13 protein-coding genes are annotated in these 17,816 nt (G+C 69.0%); 9 read left to right on the top strand and 4 right to left on the bottom strand.

The annotated features are described in order from the left end of the window. Positions 1 to 106 precede the first annotated feature (106 nt). Positions 107 to 1,105 (bottom strand): LacI family DNA-binding transcriptional regulator, encoded by a 999-nt coding sequence (locus ACFWX1_RS10030; RefSeq protein WP_378385784.1) that lies wholly within the window; start codon positions 1,103 to 1,105, stop codon positions 107 to 109. Positions 1,106 to 1,186: 81 nt separating this feature from the next. On the opposite strand from ACFWX1_RS10030, the gene rhaI reads away from it, so the two are divergent. From rhaI to ACFWX1_RS09995, 7 genes are all read left to right on the top strand, one after another. Then, positions 1,187 to 2,356: an L-rhamnose isomerase gene (gene rhaI, locus ACFWX1_RS10025; protein ID WP_378385783.1), complete on the top strand. Its 1,170-nt coding sequence runs from the start codon at positions 1,187 to 1,189 to the stop codon at positions 2,354 to 2,356. Then, on the top strand, positions 2,353 to 4,380 hold the full coding sequence (locus ACFWX1_RS10020) for a bifunctional aldolase/short-chain dehydrogenase (RefSeq protein ID WP_378385782.1): 2,028 nt from the start codon (positions 2,353 to 2,355) through the stop codon (positions 4,378 to 4,380). The genes rhaI and ACFWX1_RS10020 overlap by 4 nt, the downstream gene beginning before the upstream one ends. Positions 4,381 to 4,390: 10 nt before the next feature. Continuing rightward, entirely contained in the window at positions 4,391 to 5,734 is a 1,344-nt protein-coding gene (locus ACFWX1_RS10015; RefSeq protein WP_378385781.1) for a rhamnulokinase family protein, read from the top strand. 171 nt (positions 5,735 to 5,905) lie between these two features. Then, positions 5,906 to 7,207 (top strand): MFS transporter, encoded by a 1,302-nt coding sequence (locus ACFWX1_RS10010; RefSeq protein WP_378385780.1) that lies wholly within the window; start codon positions 5,906 to 5,908, stop codon positions 7,205 to 7,207. A gap of 11 nt (positions 7,208 to 7,218) precedes the next feature. After that, the gene (locus tag ACFWX1_RS10005) at positions 7,219 to 10,026 is read left to right on the top strand and encodes a family 78 glycoside hydrolase catalytic domain (protein ID WP_378385779.1); all 2,808 of its coding nucleotides are present in this window, start codon (positions 7,219 to 7,221) and stop codon (positions 10,024 to 10,026) included. Positions 10,027 to 10,078: 52 nt separating this feature from the next. Then, positions 10,079 to 11,581 (top strand): DUF4157 domain-containing protein, encoded by a 1,503-nt coding sequence (locus ACFWX1_RS10000; protein WP_378385778.1) that lies wholly within the window; start codon positions 10,079 to 10,081, stop codon positions 11,579 to 11,581. Between the two features lie 43 nt (positions 11,582 to 11,624). Further along, positions 11,625 to 13,283 (top strand): peptide-N4-asparagine amidase, encoded by a 1,659-nt coding sequence (locus ACFWX1_RS09995; protein WP_378385777.1) that lies wholly within the window; start codon positions 11,625 to 11,627, stop codon positions 13,281 to 13,283. A 51-nt stretch (positions 13,284 to 13,334) separates the two neighbouring features. On the opposite strand, the gene ACFWX1_RS09990 is transcribed toward ACFWX1_RS09995, so the two are convergent. The 3 genes from ACFWX1_RS09990 to ACFWX1_RS09980 form a co-directional block, all read right to left on the bottom strand. Beyond that, positions 13,335 to 14,159 (bottom strand): phosphotransferase family protein, encoded by an 825-nt coding sequence (locus ACFWX1_RS09990; protein WP_378385776.1) that lies wholly within the window; start codon positions 14,157 to 14,159, stop codon positions 13,335 to 13,337. 96 nt (positions 14,160 to 14,255) lie between these two features. Then, positions 14,256 to 14,741: a glycine-rich domain-containing protein gene (locus ACFWX1_RS09985; RefSeq protein WP_378385775.1), complete on the bottom strand. Its 486-nt coding sequence runs from the start codon at positions 14,739 to 14,741 to the stop codon at positions 14,256 to 14,258. A gap of 187 nt (positions 14,742 to 14,928) precedes the next feature. Beyond that, a complete protein-coding gene (locus tag ACFWX1_RS09980; protein ID WP_378385774.1) occupies positions 14,929 to 15,087 on the bottom strand; it encodes a hypothetical protein in 159 nt (52 codons plus the stop codon). Positions 15,088 to 15,234: 147 nt separating this feature from the next. Here ACFWX1_RS09980 and ACFWX1_RS09975 point away from each other — a divergent pair, with 147 nt between their 5' ends. After that, a complete protein-coding gene (locus ACFWX1_RS09975; RefSeq protein ID WP_378385773.1) occupies positions 15,235 to 16,392 on the top strand; it encodes a helix-turn-helix domain-containing protein in 1,158 nt (385 codons plus the stop codon). A 141-nt stretch (positions 16,393 to 16,533) separates the two neighbouring features. Continuing rightward, positions 16,534 to 17,808 carry a cytochrome P450 gene (locus ACFWX1_RS09970; protein WP_378385772.1) on the top strand — a complete coding sequence of 425 codons (1,275 nt, stop codon included), beginning with the start codon at positions 16,534 to 16,536 and terminating at the stop codon, positions 17,806 to 17,808. The last annotated feature ends 8 nt before the right edge of the window (positions 17,809 to 17,816 follow it).

Here is a 17,816-nt window from a genome sequence, read left to right as displayed (position 1 = left end):
GGGCGGGGGGGGGGCCCGACGGGGGTGATGGCGTCTTTCGGGGCGTTCATGTTTTTTAGGGCGCCTTTCAGGCACCAAAGGACGGCGCAGCCCACGCCGGTGGTGATCAGAGGCGGATGCGGGTGGATTCGCGGACGACCAGTTCCGGGGTGAAGACGACGCCCTGGTGTTTCGCCGACGCGTCGTCGGCGGTTTCCGCGAGCAGTAGTTCGGCGGCGGTCCGCCCCAGCCGTCGCGCGGGCTGGCGCACCGAGGTCAGCGGCACCGCCGCCGCCCCGGCGAACTCGATGTCGTCGTACCCGACGATCGCCATCTCCTCGGGGACCTTGACCCCGGCCCCGACCATCGCCTGGAGCACACCCAGCGCCAGGAGGTCGTTGGCGCAGAACGCCGCCGTCGGCCGGGGGCTCATCCCGAGCAGCCGCGCCCCGGCGTCCCGGCCGGAGGCGAAGTCCAGGCCGGAAGCCTCCAGCACCGAAAGGGAGACCGCGGAACCGTCCAAAGAGGATCGCAGCCCGGCCTCCCGGTCCCGGCACTGGGCGAGCACGGCCGGCCCGTTGACGAACGCGATCCGCCGGTGGCCGGTCTCGGCCAGGTGCCGTCCGGCCAGCGCGCCGCCCGCGACGTCGTCGACCGACACCGAGCTGGCCTGATCGGCGGGCACCTTGCGGTCCACGAACACGTACGGGATTCCGCTGCGCCGGAAGGTCTGCAATGCCTCGCCGGAGGTGTCGACCGGGCTCAGCAGGACGCCGCGGACGCGTTGTTCCGCGAGCATCGCGAGGTAGGAGGCCTCCAGCTCGGTGCGCTGGCCGCTGTTGCAGGTGATGATGTTGAGCCCCTGGGCGTGCGCGGCCTCCTCGGCGCCGCGTGCCACGTCGACGAAGAACGGGTTGCCGAGGTCCAGCACCACCAGCGCCATGATCCGGCTGCGCCCGGCCCGCAGCTGCCGCGCCGATTCGTCGCGGACGTAGCCCAGTTCCTCGATGACCGAGAGCACCCGGTTGCGGGTGGCCGCCGAGACGACTTCGGGCCGATTGACCACATTGGACACCGTGCCGATCGAGACGCCCGCGCGTTTCGCGACATCCTTGATCCCGACCATGCGTCCCCTTGCTCTCCGCGAGGCCGTGAGCCTACCATGGGAGTGAAACGTTTCAAAACTCGAGACCGGGGTGAGCGGACCATGGTGGTACCGGCGGCGGTGGTGAAGGAACGGCTACGGGGACAACGGATCGAGACTCCTTCGTGGGCGTACGGCAACTCGGGCACCCGGTTCAAGGTGTTCGCGCAGCCCGGCGTGCCGAGGACCGTCGAGGAGAAGATCGACGACGCCGCCCAGGTGCACGCCTTCACCGGGGTCGCCCCGACCGTCGCGCTGCACATCCCGTGGGACCGTGCCGACGACTACGGCAGGCTCGCGAAGTACGCCGAGTCCGCCGGGATCCGCCTCGGCACCATCAACGCGAACGTGTTCCAGGACGACGACTACAAGCTCGGCAGCGTCGCCAACCCGGACAGGGCGATCCGGCGCAAGGCGCTCGATCACCTGCTCGACTGCGTCGACATCATGGACCGGACGGGCTCGCGCGATCTCAAGCTCTGGTTCGCCGACGGCACCAACTACCCGGGCCAGGACGACATCCGCACGCGTCAGGATCGGCTCGCCGAGGCACTCGCCGCGGTCTACGAACGGCTCGGCGCGCATCAGCGGCTCCTGCTCGAATACAAGCTGTTCGAGCCCGCCTTCTACACCACCGACGTCCCAGACTGGGGCACCGCGTACGCGCACTGCCTGCACCTCGGTGACCGCGCGCAGGTCTGCGTCGACACCGGCCACCACGCGCCGGGCACCAACATCGAGTTCATCGTCGCGATCCTGCTGCGCGCGGGAAAGCTCGGCGCGTTCGACTTCAACTCCCGCTTCTACGCCGACGACGATCTCATGGTCGGGGCGGCCGACCCGTTCCAGCTGTTCCGGATCATGGCCGAGGTCGCCCGCGGTGGCGGGCTCGACCAGGAGACCGGTGTCGCGTTCATGCTCGACCAGTGCCACAACGTCGAGGCCAAGATCCCCGCCCAGATCCGCTCGGTGTGCAATGTCCAGGAGGCCACCGCCAAGGCGCTGCTGATCGACCGCGACGCGCTGACCGCCGCGCAGTATTCGGGCGACGTGCTGGCCGCGCACGACGTGTTCATGGACGCCTACCACACCGACGTCCGGCCGATGCTCGCCGAACTGCGGGCGGAACAGGGCCTCGACCCGGATCCGGTGGCGGCCTACCGGCGGTCCGGATACGGCGAGCGCATCGCCGCCAACCGCGTCGGCGGGAACCAGGCGGGGTGGGGCGCGTGACACCCAAGCCCGTCGAAGAACTGCTCGCCCGCTCGCACCGGCTCGGTGCCGACCCGGCCAACACGAACTACGCCGGAGGCAACACCTCGGCGAAGGGGACGGCGGTCGACCCGGTCACCGCGCGACCCGTGGAACTGTTGTGGGTCAAGGGATCCGGGGGCGACCTCGGGACGCTCACCGAGGCCGGGCTGGCGGTGCTGCGGCTGGACCGGCTCCGCGCGCTGCCGGACGTCTATCCGGGCGTCGAGCGTGAGGACGAAATGGTCGCCGCGTTCGATTATTGCTTACACGGCAAGGGTGGCGCGGCGCCGTCGATCGACACCGCGATGCACGCGCTCGTCGACGCGCCCCACGTCGATCACCTGCATCCGGACTCCGGGATCGCGCTCGCCACCGCCGCCGACGGCGAGAAGCTCACCGAGCGGTGCTTCGGCGATCGCGTCGTCTGGGTGCCCTGGCGGCGGCCGGGATTCCAGCTGGGCCTGGACATCGCGCGTGTCAAGGCCGAAAACCCGCGAGCCATCGGCTGCGTTCTCGGCGGCCACGGCATCACCGCCTGGGGCGAAACCAGCGACGAAGCCGAAGCGCACTCGCTCGAAATCATCCGCACCGCCGCGGAATTCCTGGCCGAGCACGGAAAGCCGGAGCCGTTCGGGCCGGAACTCGACGGTTACCGACCGCTCCCGGAGGCCGAACGCCGGGAACGCGCCGCCGCGCTCGCCCCGATCCTGCGCGGGCTCGCGTCCACCGACCGGCGGCAGATCGGGTGCTTCACCGACACCGGACCGGTGCTCGATTTCCTCGCCCGCGCCGAACATCCCCGCCTCGCCGCGCTCGGCACGTCGTGTCCCGATCATTTCCTGCGTACCAAGGTCCGCCCGCTCGTCCTCGATCTGCCGCCCACGGCGCCGCTGGACGAGGCGATCACGCGGTTGAAGGAGCTGCACGAGCGTTATCGCGAGGACTACCGCGCCTACTACGAGCGCTACGCCGAGGAGGATTCGCCACCGATGCGGGGTGCCGATCCGGCGATCGTGCTGGTGCCCGGCGTCGGGATGTTCTCCTTCGGCGCCGACGCGCAGACAGCGCGGGTCGCGGGGGAGTTCTACCTCAACGCGATCAACGTCATGCGTGGCGCGGAAGCGGTGTCGACGTACGCGCCGATCGACGAGCGCGAGAAGTTCCGCATCGAGTACTGGGCGCTGGAGGAGGCCAAACTCCGGCGCCGCCCCGCCCCGAAGCCGTTGACCGGCCGGGTCGCGCTGGTCACCGGCGCCGGATCGGGTATCGGCAAGGCGATCGCCCGACGGCTCGCGGCCGAAGGCGCCTGCGTCGTCGTGGCCGACCTCGACGCCGACGCCGCGCGCGAAGTCGGCGACGAACTGGGCACGGCCATCGCGGTCACCGCGGACGTCACCGACGAGGAGCAGGTCCGGAACGCCTTCGATACGGCGGCGCTGGCTTTCGGCGGCGTCGACCTCGTGGTGAACAACGCGGGGCTGTCCATCTCGAAACCGCTGCTCGAAACGTCTGCAAAGGACTGGGATGTCCAGCACGACGTGATGGCGCGCGGATCGTTCCTCGTCGCCAGGGAAGCGGCCAGCACGATGGTCGCCCAGGGCATCGGCGGTGATCTCGTCTACGTCGTCAGCAAGAACTCGGTGTTCGCCGGGCCCGACAATGTCGCCTATGGGGCTGCCAAAGCGGATCAGGCCCATCAGGTGCGGCTGCTGGCCGCGGAGCTGGGGGAGCACGGCATCCGCGTCAACGGCGTCAACCCGGACGGCGTGGTGCGCGGCTCGGGGATCTTCGCCGGCGGCTGGGGTGCGCAACGGGCCGCGGTGTACGGCGTCGAGGAGTCCGAACTGGGCGCGTTCTACGCCCAGCGCACGATCCTCAAACGCGAGGTGCTGCCCGAGCATGTCGCGAACGCCGTGTTCGTGCTGGCAGGCAAGGAACTGTCGCACACCACCGGGCTGCACGTGCCGGTGGACGCCGGGGTCGCGGCGGCGTTTCTACGATGACGGTCCTGCGATGAGGTTCGCGGCGGTCGACCTCGGCGCGTCCAGCGGCCGGGTGCTGGTCGGCGACCTGACGCGGGGGCTGGACCTGATCGAGGCACACCGGTTCCCCAATCGCCCGGTCGAGGTCCGGGGAACGCTGCACTGGGACATCCTGGCGCTGTACCGGGAAGTCCTCGAAGGGCTGCGCGTGGCGGGGCCCGTGGACGCGATCGGGATCGATTCGTGGGCGGTCGACTACGGCCTGCTCGACGAGGACGGCACGTTGCTCGGCAATCCGGTGCACTATCGCGATCGCCGGACCGAGCACGTCGCCGGCGCCGTGCTCGCGAAGGTGCCGGACCTCTACGCCGCCACCGGGATCCAGTTCCTGCCGTTCAACACGGTGTTCCAGCTCGCCGCGGACCGCCGTGCCGCCGAGGCGGCGCGGATCGTGCTCATCCCGGATCTGCTGGCCTACTGGCTGACCGGCGAGCTGGGCACCGAGCGGACCAACGCGTCCACCACCGCGTTGCTGGATCCGCGCACCGGGGACTGGGCGGCCGCGGTGGCGGACAGGGCGGAGATCGACGTCGGCAAGTTCCCGCCGTTGCGGTCGCCCGGCGACCGGGCGGGGACGACGAGCCAGGAACTCGGCTCGACACCGGTGTACGCCGTGGGTTCGCACGACACGGCGTCGGCGGTCGCGGCCGTCCCGGCGGTCACGGACCGGTTCGGCTACATCTCCTCGGGTACCTGGTCGCTGGTCGGGGTCGAACTGGACGCGCCGGTGCTCACCGAGGAAAGCCGGAAAGCCAACTTCACCAACGAACTCGGCGTCGACGGCACCGTCCGGTACCTGCGGAACGTGACCGGTCTGTGGCTGTTGCAGGAATGCCAGCGGGTCTGGGGGCTCGCCGAGGTCGAACCGTTGCTGGCAGCGGCTGCACGGCTGCCCAGAAAGTCCATTGTGGACGTCGATGACCCGCGTTTCCTGCCACCGGGCGATATGCCGGGCCGGATCGCGGCGGCCTGCCGGGAGGCCGGAGAGCCGGTGCCCCGCGACCCGCCGGAGTTCACCCGGTGTGTGCTCGACAGCCTCGCCGAGGCGTATCGCCGGGCACTGGCCGACGCGGTTCGCTTGTCCGGCAAGGAGATCGACGTCGTCCATGTCGTCGGGGGCGGTGCCCGCAACGAGCCGCTGTGCCAGTTGACAGCCGACGTCTGCGGCCTGCCCGTGCTCGCCGGGCCGGTGGAGGCGACGGCGCTGGGCAACGTGCTCGTCCAGGCCCGCGCGCACGGCGCCGTCGAGGGTGATCTGGCCACGATGCGTGCCCGGATCGCGCGAGTCCGGCCGCCACGGCGGTACGAGCCGTGATGATGTGACGGTGTCTTCGGCGCCGTTCGCTTCCTGCTTCCCGGGAAAGGTTTCATCGTTACCCGGGTACACCTTGTCCGCCGCGAAAACTGTGGTTACTCTCGTGCGCACCGGACGATTGATACGTTTCAAAAATGATCAGGCCTAGCTCAACGGCGACTAGGAGATCCCATGACTTCCCCTGAAGCAGTCGGCGTCACTCCGGCCCCGGACGGCGAGGTGGTCAGCCGCAGGCACTGGAACTGGACCGTCCTGGCCGGGATGGCGTCCTATCTGGACGCCGGGTCGATCGTCGCGCTCGGCGCGGGACTGGCGTTGTTCCAGACGTATCTCGGATTGTCCGCGGGCGCGGTGGGCGCGCTGGCGGCGATCGGGCCGAACGCGCTGGGCTGCGCGGTGGGCGCGCTGATCGGCGGCAGGCTGGGCGACAAGCTCGGCCGCAAGCGGATCTACAAGTACGATCTGCTGGTCTACGCGGCGGGCATCCTGTGCATCGCGCTGTCGGTCAACGCGCCCATGCTCTTCGTCGGCACGTTCGTGGTCGGCGTCGCGGTCGGCGCCGACGTCCCGACGTCGCTGGCGCTGGTCGGCGAGTTCTCCCCGGCGAAGGCGCGGGGCAAGCTGCTGGGGCTCACCCAGGTGGCGTGGAGCGTGGGGCCGATCGTGGTGCTGTTGCTCGCTCTCGCGCTGTCCTCGCTCGGCCTGCTGGGAATCCGGATCGTGTTCGCGCATCTGCTCGTGGTCGCGCTGGTGACTTGGGCGCTGCGCCGCAATCTGGCCGAATCGGCGCGCTGGCGCACCGCCGCCGAGATGTCCACTTCGGACACCGTGGTGCGGCACCGGCTGCGGAACCTCTTCTCCGGCGCCCACCTCAAGGCGCTCGTCTGGACCGCGACGATCTACCTGTTCTGGAACCTCGCCGCGGGCACCGCCGGGATCTTCACCCCGTACATCATCAAGACGCTCAACGCCGGGACGCAGGCGGCGAGCGTGGCGCTGTCGTGTTCCAGCTTCGTGGTCACCGCGATCGTCACCGCCGCCGGGTTCATGCGGTTCGCCGACCGCGGCTACCGCGCGCGCCGCGTGATGTGGGCAGCCGGCGCGGTCACCGAATTCGTCGCGTTCGTGCTGTACCTGGTGTTCCCGTTCACCGTGCCGGTGATCATCGCGAACATGGTGATGTTCGCGGTCGGCGGCGCGCTCGCGGGCGAGGCCTTCTACAAGGTGTTCAGCCAGGAGCTGTTCCCGACGATGCTGCGTGGCACGGCGCAGGGCATCACCTTCGGGGTGGCCCGCGCCATCCTCGGCGTCTGGAGCTTCTTCGTGCCGGTGCTCGCCGAGGCGGGGATCGGCCCGGTCGCCGCGCTGCTCGCGCTGTTCCTGCTGATCAGCGGGCTGGTCGGCTACCTGTTCATGCCCGACACCTCCGGCAAGTCGCTGGAGCAGATCGAAACCGAACGCGCCCTCGCGTAAAGGAGAATCCCTTGCTCGTCACCCGAGTCCGCTTCGAACACCACGAGGACGCGCTGGGCATCGGCACCGCGGCGCCCCGGCTGTCCTGGCAGGTGCGCACCGACGATCCCGGATGGGCCCAGACCGCCTACGAGGTCGAACTGTGCCGATGCGTTCTCGGCGGTAAAGAGTGCCTCGAACCGAACGGTCACTCCGTGGTACGGGTGGACTCGGCCGAGCAGGTGCTCGTAGCCTGGCCGTTCGCCCCGCTGGCGTCCCGGACCCGCGCCGCCGTCCGGATCCGGGTCGCCGCGGGCGAGCGGTGGAGCGACTGGAGCGAACCGTCCACAGTGGAAACCGGGCTGCTCGCCGAGGACGACTGGTCGGCCCGGTTCGTCGCCCCCGCCACGATCGGCGGAATCGGGGAACGCGCGCCGATACTGGGCCGGACCTTCACCCCGCGCGGGGCGGTCGCGTCCGCGCGGCTCTACGTCACCGCGCACGGGGTCTATTCGCTCACCCTGAACGGTGCCCGGGTCGGGGATGAGGTGCTCGCACCGGGGTGGACGAGCTATCCGCACCGGCTCCGGTATCAGACCCACGACGTCACGGCGGCGCTGAAACCCGGTGAGAACACACTGGAAGCGTTGCTGGGCAACGGTTGGTACCGGGGACGCCTCGGCTGGGGCGGGAACCGCGGCGTCTACGGTGACCGCGTCGCGCTGCTGGCCCAGCTGGAGATCACCTACGAGGACGGGACGAGCGAGGTGATCGGCACCGACGAGCAGTGGACCGCGCGGGAGAGCGGCATTCTCGACAACGACCTGTACGACGGGCAGCACACGGATCTCCGCGAGCATCGGTCCGTTGTGGACGGAGTGGCGGTCGTCGAGGCCGATCTGTCCACTTTGGTCGCCCCGGACGGGCCGCCGGTGCGGGTGACCGAGGTGGTGCCCGCGGTGTCGGTCTCGACATCGCCGTCGGGCCGGACGCTCGTCGACTTCGGCCAGAACCTCGTCGGCTGGGTCCGGCTGAAGGCGGGGAAAACCGTTGCGGGCCAAGAGGTCATCGTGCGGCACGCCGAGGTGCTCGAACATGGCGAACTCGGTGTACGGCCGCTGCGCAGCGCGAAGGCCACCGACACCTACGTGCTCGCGGACGCCGAGGACGTGGTGCTCGAACCCAGTCTGACGTTCCACGGGTTCCGCTACGCCGAGGTCACGGGCGTCCCGGAGCTGGCGCCCGCCGACGTCGAGGCCGTGGTGATCGGCAGCGATCTGTGGCGCACCGGCTGGTTCGGCTGCTCGGACCCGTTGCTGGAACGTTTCCACGAGAACGTCGTCTGGAGCATGCGCGGCAACTTCCTCGACCTGCCCACCGACTGCCCGCAGCGGGACGAACGGCTGGGCTGGACCGGCGACATCCAGGTGTTCGCGCCGACCGCGAGCTTCCTCTACGACATCGCCGGGTTCCTCGGTTCGTGGCTCGCCGACCTCGCGGCCGAGCAGCACGAGGACGGTTCGGTGCCGTTCGTGATCCCGGACGTGCTGTCCCTCGGAACCCCGGCCGCCACGGCTTGGGGCGACGCGGCCACGATCGTGCCGTGGGTGCTGTACCGGCACTACGGCGACATCGAGATCCTGGCCCGGCAGTTCGCGAGCATGCGGGCGTGGGTGGACCGGATCACCGCGGTGAGCACGGACGGCCTCTGGGTGGGCGGGTTCCAGTTCGGCGACTGGCTCGACCCGGCGGCGCCGCCGGACGATCCCTTCGCGGCGAAGGCGGATCCCGACGTCGTCGCCACGGCGTACCTGGCGAGGTCGGCGCAGATCGTCGCGGACGCCGCCGAACTCCTCGGCAAGACCGAAGAGGCGAAGGACTACGGCGCGCTGGCCGAGCGGACCCGGACCGCGTTCGCAAGCGAGTACGTCACCGCGGCGGGCCGGGTGCTGAGCGACGCGCAGACGGTGTACGCGCTGGCGCTGGAGTTCGCGCTCCTGCCGACGGCCGGACAACGGCGGAAGGCGGGGGAGCGGCTCGCGGATCTGGTGCGGGGCAACGGTTTCCGGATCGGCACCGGGTTCGTCGGCACTCCGCTCATCGCCGACGCGCTCACCTCGGCAGGCTTCCCGGACCTGGCCTACCGCCTGCTGCTCGAACGGGGCTGCCCGTCGTGGCTGTACCCGGTCACGATGGGTGCCACCACGATCTGGGAACGCTGGGACAGCATGCTGCCCGACGGCACGATCAACCCCGGCCAGATGACCTCGTTCAACCACTACGCGCTGGGCGCGGTGGCCGACTGGATGCACCGCACGGTGGCCGGGCTCGCGCCCGGCGCTCCCGGGTACCGCGAGATCGTGGTGCGGCCGGTGCCGGACGCGGCGCTGGCGCATGCCTGGGCACGGCACGAAACGCCCTACGGCGAAGCGTATGCGGGCTGGCGCCGCGCGGACGGGAAGTTCGTCCTCGACGTCGCGATTCCGCCGGGAACGACCGCGACGGTGTATTCGCCCGCCGGTGAACGGATCGCGGTGGGGCACGGGAGGCACACGTGGACCTGGGCGGACCCGTGCGTGCCGGGTGAGCGTGCGGTCAAGACGGTTCGCGACGTGATCGACGCGTCCGAGCTGTGGGCCGAGGTCGTCGACGTCTTGGTCGAGCACGGGCTGGGCACCGACGCCGCCGACATCGCCCGCCGGGCCGCGCCCTACCTGGACGCCGAGCCCGCCGAGCTGCCGGTTTACCTGGCACGCAAGGACATCGACGGCAAGGGAAGTCAGGCGAAGGCGATCCTGGCGGAGCTGCTCGGTGACGGAACGGTGACGGGCCGCGGCTAGCTTCGCCGGGGAGAGCCAGGCGAGTGACCAGCGGCGACCGGAGGAGGGGACCGTGCCCCACGCGTTCGATTCCGCGGCGAGCCGTGTTCCACCCGGCGGGTTCGCGCCGGACGCCGCCCGCTCGCCGGGACAGCCGCTGGACGAGCGGACGCAGGCCGTGATGGGTGCCCGGTTCGGCCACGACTTCAGCCGGGTCCGGGTGCACGCCGATCCCGATGCCGCCGAAGCCGCGGCGGCGGTGTCCGCGAACGCTTACACCGTGGGCGAAGACGTGTTCTTCGGCGCCGGCCAGTACGACCCGTCCTCACGATCCGGGCGGCATCTGCTCGCCCACGAACTGGGACACGTGGTGCAGAACGCCCGGGGCGGCACGGCCGCGTCCGGACTCGCCCCGGACCCGGCGCGGGAAAGCTCCGCCGAAGCCGCGGCCACGGCGTTCACCACCGGTTCCGGGCGGGTCACGGTGACGGGGACCGGCGGCGGCCTGGCCAGGCAGGCGAGCGGCCGGACAGCGCCGCCCGCGGCCGCCACGGCACCGCCGGCCACGAACGCCTTCGAAGAATGGTGGAAGAAGATCCCGGGGCTGGAAGGAACCGTCGAGGATTTCGAACGCAATCCGGCGAACAAGGCCGACATCGGCGGGCTGACCCACCTGGGCATCACGATCGGCACCTTCAAGATGTTCCACCAGTCCGCCGGCCTCCCGGACACCGAGGAAGCCTTTCGCGCGATGACCAAGGCCCAGGCGAAGAAGATCGCGTTCGCGAGATGGAAACTGTCGCACGCCGATCAGATCGTGAACCCCGGAGTGGCCATCCTGGTCGGGGACTGGCACTGGCACTTCCCCCGTGACAGCGTCGTCCAGATCAAGAAGGCACTCGCGCCATGGGGCCTCAACCCGGCCATCGGCGGCAGCGAACTGGACAGGTTCACCATCGGGTTGCTGAACTCGCTCCCACCGGCCGAGGCGATACAACTGCTCACCGACGCCAGGGCCGGGTTCTACCGGGACGACCCGAAGCGGTTCGGGTCGTTCACGACCGGGTTGCTGAATCGCGTCGAGACCAGGCGCGAGCAGGCGGCGGCGTTCGGGAACCTGCCCGCGGCGCCGGACGCGCGGGCCCAGATGTACGTCATGATGACGTTCGTGCTCACCTCGCCGGTGGTGACGGACGCCGGTCGGCCCGGAGCCGTGGCGTGGGTGCTGGGCCGCGCGGGCTTCAGCGCCGATGATCTCGCCATGATCGTGAAGAGCCTGGAACCGGCGCAGCTGAAGATCGTGCTCGCGGGGACGCGCGCTTCGGGAGTCGCCGCGCCCGCCGCCGCTGTCGCCCCGATCGTCCTCAAGCGTCTACAGGACGGGTACGAGGAGGCGCGAAAAGGGAAGAACTGGGCGAAAGTCGCCGCCTTCCTCGATGGTCTCGACGAGGCCGCGATCGTGGCGAGGATCGGCAAGCTGCGGCCGAAGGAGATCGACCTGCTGCATCAGGCCGCGGTCGGTGCCGCCGGGCTGGGCGCGGCCAGCCCGGTCGCGCGACTGACCGAACGGCCGTGAACGATCACCGTTCGTCGGACCGTGTTCTGGCTAGGCTTCGCGCGTGAAGAGATTCGCGGTCCTGCTCGCCGCCCTCCTGCTGCTGTTCGCCCCGACGGTCGCGTCGGCGGATCCCGTGCTGGAAGGGGACACGGACAATCCGGTCACCCCGGCGCCAGCGGTCACGCGGCCGGACACCGCGCACTGCACCGTGACGCTGGCCGACAAGTTCCGGTCCAACGCGCCGGACGGTTCGCAGCGCTTCTACGAAGGCACGCTCGCGCCACCGAAGGAATGCGCGGGCCCGTGGTCGAAGGTCGTGCTCGACCAGACGGTCACGGTCAGCGGGCGGCAGTACGACCGGATCGGCGATCTCGCGATCGGCGGCACCGAGGTCTGGTGGGGCACCACCGAGGAGCCGAGCGGGGAGGGCAAGCGGCCCATCACCTACCACTTCGACAAGGACCTGACCGCCTACGGCTCGCTGCTGCGCACGCCGCAGCCGTTCCGCGGCGGGATCGGGAACTACACCTCGGCGGTCTACACCGGGGTGTACGAGCAGACCGTGACGATCACCTACTACCGGGCCGACGGCGCGCACCCGGCGCCCGCGGTACCCGACCGCGTCGCGGGATTCGGCCATGCCGATGCGAATGTCGGTGCGGGCACGGTGCATTTCACCGCGAAGGACCTGCCGCGCAACATCACCCGCGCCTACCTCGAGGTGACGCTGGAGGGCGGGGCCTGCGACGAGCAGTGGTTCAGCGCCGTCCCGGACGAGGTCGTCGCGAAATACCCGAAGGCCGGGTTGTGCGGGCACGGTCCGTTCCGCGAGGCCAATGCCTCGCTCGACGGCGCCCCGATCGGCGGCGTGCACACCTTCCCGCACATCTATTCCGGCGGGATCGTGCCGACGCTGTGGCGGCCGATCGTCGCGATCGACACGTTCAGTCTGCACGCCGAGACGTTCGACATCACGCCGTTCGCCGGGCGGCTCGTCGACGGCGGCACCCACGACCTTTCGTTCACCGTGCCGGACATCGGCGGCAGCTGGAGCATCGTGCCGACGCTGTTCCTGTACACCGATCAGCACGCCGAACGGACGTCCGGGGCGCTGACGCAGGACGACGTCGCCCCGGTGGCGGAGAAGACGACCGTGGTGAAGGACACCGCCGACGGCCTCAACGCCACCGTGACCGCGAAGCGCCACGACGTCACGGCCGGGTACCTGGACACCTCCGCCGGGCGCGTCTTCACCCGGGTCGAACGGACCCGCGACTACCGCAACAGCGACGACATCACCCGGAACGCGAACGCCCAGCACCTGGTCCAGACCGATCGGGGACAGCAGACGTCGGTGTCCCGGGTGGACGGCCGGGTGATCGCGGCCGACCGGCATTCCTGGTCCTATCCGCTGACCGTGGACGCGTCGCCGCTCACCCTGACCGACGACCAGAACTTCGAGCTCGGCGGCACGGTGGACATGACGAAACAGCTGACCGACGAGACCGGTGACGGGAGTCACTGGCGCCCGAAGTCGGCTTCGCGGGAGTGGCTGTGGTCCACCGGGACGCTGACCAGGACGAACGGCGTCACGACCGGGTCCGACGGCAGCTCGCGGACCCTCTACACCGGACCGGACGACCGGGGACGGCCGTACCTGCACTACGTCGCGAGCAACCACGGGCTGATCACTGCGAACCACGAGATCGGCGGACGCTGAAGCCCCGGGCGCGTATTCCCGTGGACCGTTCGGTGTCTCCGTGGGACTGTTTCAGAGCGTGACTCGCAGCCGGTAGGCCGCGTACTCGCGCGCCATCCGTGCCCGCCGGGATGCACCCGGCTCCCTGTCGGTGACTGCCCAATAGCTCCACAACCCCGCGACGTAGGCGGCAAACGCCGTTATTTGCCCGTCTGCCGCCTCGGACAGTCGCAGGTGGGTTCGTGCCCACGCTTCTGCTTCTGCCGATGGGTGACCGGCGCTGATGAGCCGGATCGTCAAGAACGCGGAATCCACCCATGGTGCGCCGGCGGCCGGGAATCCCCAATCGATGACGTGGACGGTCTCGGCGCTGTCGATGATGAATTGGTCCTTGTGAAGATCGGTATGGATAAGGCGGTCGCCGTCCACCGCCCCCGGCGCCTTTTCCTCCCACTCGATCAGCTCGCCGACGGGGAGGTCCCAGGACTCGGTCGTTCCGGGGTCGGTGTCGACGAGGTCATGCCATGAGCTCCCACCGGACCATCGATCGCTGAGGGCCCCGAAGCCGCTTGCGGGCAGTTCGGCGATACGGTTCACCGTGGCGGCGACGAGGGGAAGGTCAGACGAACCGGGCGCGAGGCTGGCGGCTCGTCCGGCAATGTGCTCGAAGCCTACTACGAGCCAATCGTCGTTATCGGCCTCGACATCTTCGTGGAACAAGACGGCCGGTGCCAATTCTGGGGCCAAGTCTCCCGCGATAGCCTCGTTTCGCAAGAAGCGCATTCGACGGCTGACGCCACGAACACCCTTGAGGAAAACCCGCTTACCGTTCTGGATACGCAGTGAAGTAGCTACGTCGCAGGTCTGGCCTTCCTTGATTCCCGTTGCCTCGATCACGGGGCCGATGTGAGATTCTACGGAGCTGCGGACGGCATCGGGAAGGTCGGACCACTCATAGGTGGTTGGCACATCAAGCCTCTCGGTGAAAAGTTGCTATCGTTTCTCTGGGTCGTTCGTCTCGGTGTTCTCGTTCCCGTCCTTCCCGGAGGCGCGGCACTTCTCGCCGTCGTTGCATTTCGCTGCGCGGACCTCCCACAGCTCCCGGTCCACGGCGAACCCGGCTTCGAGAATTGCCGTGACGGCACGATCGGTCACTGTGGCCGCGCGGGCGTGCGACCTGTCTTCTTCGACATCCTGTGGCTCGTGGTCGATGAATCGCCCGGCCATCTTGGTGCAGAATTCCCGATACTCTCGTGTGTACATGAGGAACGTGTGCCAACCGATGTCAACCTGCGCGGAAGGCGACAGTGGCACGGTGGAGACAGCGCACGTTCCGAGGAACGCGAGGGCCTGGTCCGTTATCCTGGAGGCCAGTTCATGATCCATGTCCTGTTCGAGCTGAATGCGGTTGACCAGCCGGTCGAACAACTTTTCCGAAATCAGGCTCTGTCCGGTCTTCTCTTTCGCTACGGTAGTCATGGGTGCTCCCTATTGGTATTGTCCAGTATTCCACGATTGTCAAATCGGGATCAGTGAATATTTCTCACCGCTCGTCACGTTGTCGTTCCTGTTCCGGGTCGTCGGCGGGCCACCCGATGTGTGACGAGGCGAGTCGCGCGCTGCACAGCCCGGCCATGCCGACCGCCGCGCCCGCGACGTGCCAGGCCTATTCTTTGGTCAGCTTCGCGTCCTGGAGGCGCGGACCGGCGACCAGTACGAGTTCACCGGTGTCATCGTCGAGGAAGATGGCAGGCAGGGTCCCTCGATAGAGTCCACTTCGGATGGTGACGGCAGACGTCACTGTGATGACCTCCTGGACGCTCACCGTATCTCCCTTCGCGCGGATGCAACCGCCGTGTGCCACAGACGGCTCTCCGCGTGGCCGTGCGGAGAGCCGTTGAATCTCCCCCGGAGTAGCCTGCCAACGACAGGCTGTGAACGGAACGGTCCAGGTGTCTACGAGGTTCTACAGATGATGGGTGCGGTGCTCCGTGAGGCTCGTCTGCGAGCGGGCGTGAGTCTTACTCTAATGGCGGAACTAACACACTTCAGCCGTTCCACATTGGGCCATATGGAGACAGGCGTCCGCAGGGTGCAACCCGAAGTGGTTCGGGCCTACGAACGGGCACTAGGTATCACCGGTTTGGACGAAGACGTGAATCGCAGAGAGTTATTGATGGCCGCGACCGGTCTCGCCGCGACTGAGCCGCTTCTTCGCTTGGTCGACGGGTTGTCCGCTCCTGCCGCTCCGGCTACGGCACGCATCGGCATGGCCGAAGTCGACGCGGTCCGGGAAGCTGGTCGCTTCGCCACGTCCATGGATTTCCGGCTCGGTGGTGAGGTGGCCGCCCGCGTCGGTGCCGAGTCCCTGCGCTGGGCTGTGAGCCTCATGGACGGCTCGATGAGCACAGGCACCCGAACTGCGCTCTCCGGCGCCGTAGCGTCTCTCGCGGACCGTGTCGCGTACTCGTTGCACGACTCGGAACGCCGGACGCAAGCATACAGAGTCGCGGCACTCGCCGTACGAGCTTCACGTGAAGGCAACGATCCGTCGCTGCGCGCTCATGTACTGATCGATATTGCTTCCTTCACGGCGAAAACCTCGCCCGGTGACGGTGTGAGCATCCTGCGGACCTCGCTGTCCGATAAGGACATCTATCCGTTGGAACGTGCGAACATGCACTACGCCAGTGCTCGGATGCTCGCCAATGACGGTCGCCCTGGCGAGGCGATGGAGTGCTTCGAAACAGGAGAGCGACTCGCAAGCCGCGCCCCTCGTGCCGAACCGCCTCCGTCGGTGGGTTTTCTCCGCACTTCGGGTCACCTGGACTCGGTCGCCGGGGGCGTGCTCATGCGTATCGCCCAGACGATGGGCAGGCGGCAGGCCATGCCGGTGTTCGAGGAAGCCGCTGCGAGGTTGACGAGCGCGTTCGACGCGTTCGGCCAGGACAGAAACCGCGCCAAGGCACACCTGTTGGTCAAGCTCGCGCGAGTGAGAATCGGCCAGGGTGAGTTCAGCGAGGCCGCTAGCCTCATCGATAAGGCGGAGTCACGGGCAACGGACGTCCGCTCCGGCCGTCTCCGTACGTTCGTCGCTGAGCTACGGAACGAACTGGCGCAGGCTACCTGATCCAGGCTGACCGACGAGACGGGTGACGGGAGTCACTGGTGCCGGAAGTCGTCTTCGCGGGAATGGTTGTGGTCCACCGGGGCGCTGGCCAGGGCGACGGGCCTCGTAGGCCGTACGGGCTAGTGGGGTAGTGTCGGGTCCATGGGGAGTCTCCGCACGCGTGTCCTCGGCTGGGTGGGGCGTCGTTACCTTGCGCGCCAACAGAAGAAGGGCTTCGACCTGTCGAAGATGGCCTTCCTGCCCGACGCGGCGCTGATGCCGTTGAAGCGGGAGGGCCTCGACCCGGTGCCCGAGCTCGGCGCCAAGCGGGCCGAGGCGCCGATCAGCAAGCTCGACCTGCCGTTCGGGATGAACGCCTGGCTGGTGACCGGGTACGAGGAGGCGAAGGCCGTCCTCGGCAAGGCGAACGGCTTCAGCAGCGACTTCACCAACCTCGTCGGGAACGCCGGGGTCACCGAGGACCAGAACCCCGGCGGCCTCGGCTTCGCCGATCCGCCGGTGCACACGCGGCTGCGGAAGCTGCTCACGCCGGAGTTCACCATGCGGCGGCTGTCGCGGCTGACCCCGCGCATCGACGAGATCATCACCGAGCAGCTCGACGCGATGGCGGCCGCCGAGGGCCCGGTCGACCTGTGGACGTCGTTCGCGCTGCCGATCCCGTCGCTGACCATCTGCGAGCTGCTCGGAGTGTCCTATGAGGACAGGGCGGACTTCCAGCGGCTGAGCACCGCCCGGTTCGACCTGTTCGGCGGCGCAGGCGCCTCGCTCGGCGCGATCTCGGAGTCGCTGACCTACCTGCTCGAGATCGTCAAGAAGCAGCGTGAGCAGCCGGGCGACGGCCTGCTCGGCATGCTGATCAAGGAGCACGGCGACGAGATCGACGACCGCGAGCTGGCCGGGCTCGCCGACGGCGTGCTGACCGGCGGCCTGGAGACGACCGCCAGCATGCTCGCGCTCGGTGCGCTCGTGCTGCTGCGCGACGAGGGCGCGATGGCCGCGGTGCGCGGGGACGACGACGCGGTGCACCGGTTCGTCGAGGAACTGCTGCGGTACCTGACCGTGGTGCAGATGGCTTTCCCGCGCTTCGCCAAGGAGGACATGGAGATCGGCGGGGTCTCCGTCAGCGAGGGCGACATCGTGATCGTGTCGCTGTCCGGCGCCAACCGCGACGCCGCGCTCGGCGCCGGCATGGAGAGCTTCGACGCGGCCCGTGACCCGTCTTCGCACCTCGCGTTCGGCTACGGCATTCACCGGTGTGTCGGCGCCGAGCTGGGCCGGATGGAGCTGCGGGCCGCGTATCCCGCGCTGATCCGGCGGTTCCCGAACCTGCGCCTGGCGGTGGAGCCGGACCAGCTCGCGTTCCGGAAGGTGTCGATCGTCTACGGCCTCGACGCGCTCCCGGTTCTGGTGGACTGACCCGGCGG

It is taken from the genome of Amycolatopsis sp. NPDC059021 (assembly GCF_042739895.1).
Classification (GTDB): domain Bacteria; phylum Actinomycetota; class Actinomycetes; order Mycobacteriales; family Pseudonocardiaceae; genus Amycolatopsis.
Note: the sequence above shows the minus strand (reverse complement) of the source record. Positions and strands in the feature narration are given on the sequence as shown.

Coding starts and splice junctions, on each gene's coding strand:
- rhaI (WP_378385783.1), top strand. CDS start 1,187: ATGGTGGTACCGGCGGCGGTGGTGAAGGAACGGCTACGGGGACAACGG.
- ACFWX1_RS10030 (WP_378385784.1), bottom strand. CDS start 1,105: ATGGTCGGGATCAAGGATGTCGCGAAACGCGCGGGCGTCTCGATCGGC.
- ACFWX1_RS10010 (WP_378385780.1), top strand. CDS start 5,906: ATGACTTCCCCTGAAGCAGTCGGCGTCACTCCGGCCCCGGACGGCGAG.
- ACFWX1_RS09985 (WP_378385775.1), bottom strand. CDS start 14,741: ATGACTACCGTAGCGAAAGAGAAGACCGGACAGAGCCTGATTTCGGAA.
- ACFWX1_RS10015 (WP_378385781.1), top strand. CDS start 4,391: ATGAGGTTCGCGGCGGTCGACCTCGGCGCGTCCAGCGGCCGGGTGCTG.
- ACFWX1_RS09975 (WP_378385773.1), top strand. CDS start 15,235: ATGATGGGTGCGGTGCTCCGTGAGGCTCGTCTGCGAGCGGGCGTGAGT.
- ACFWX1_RS09970 (WP_378385772.1), top strand. CDS start 16,534: ATGGGGAGTCTCCGCACGCGTGTCCTCGGCTGGGTGGGGCGTCGTTAC.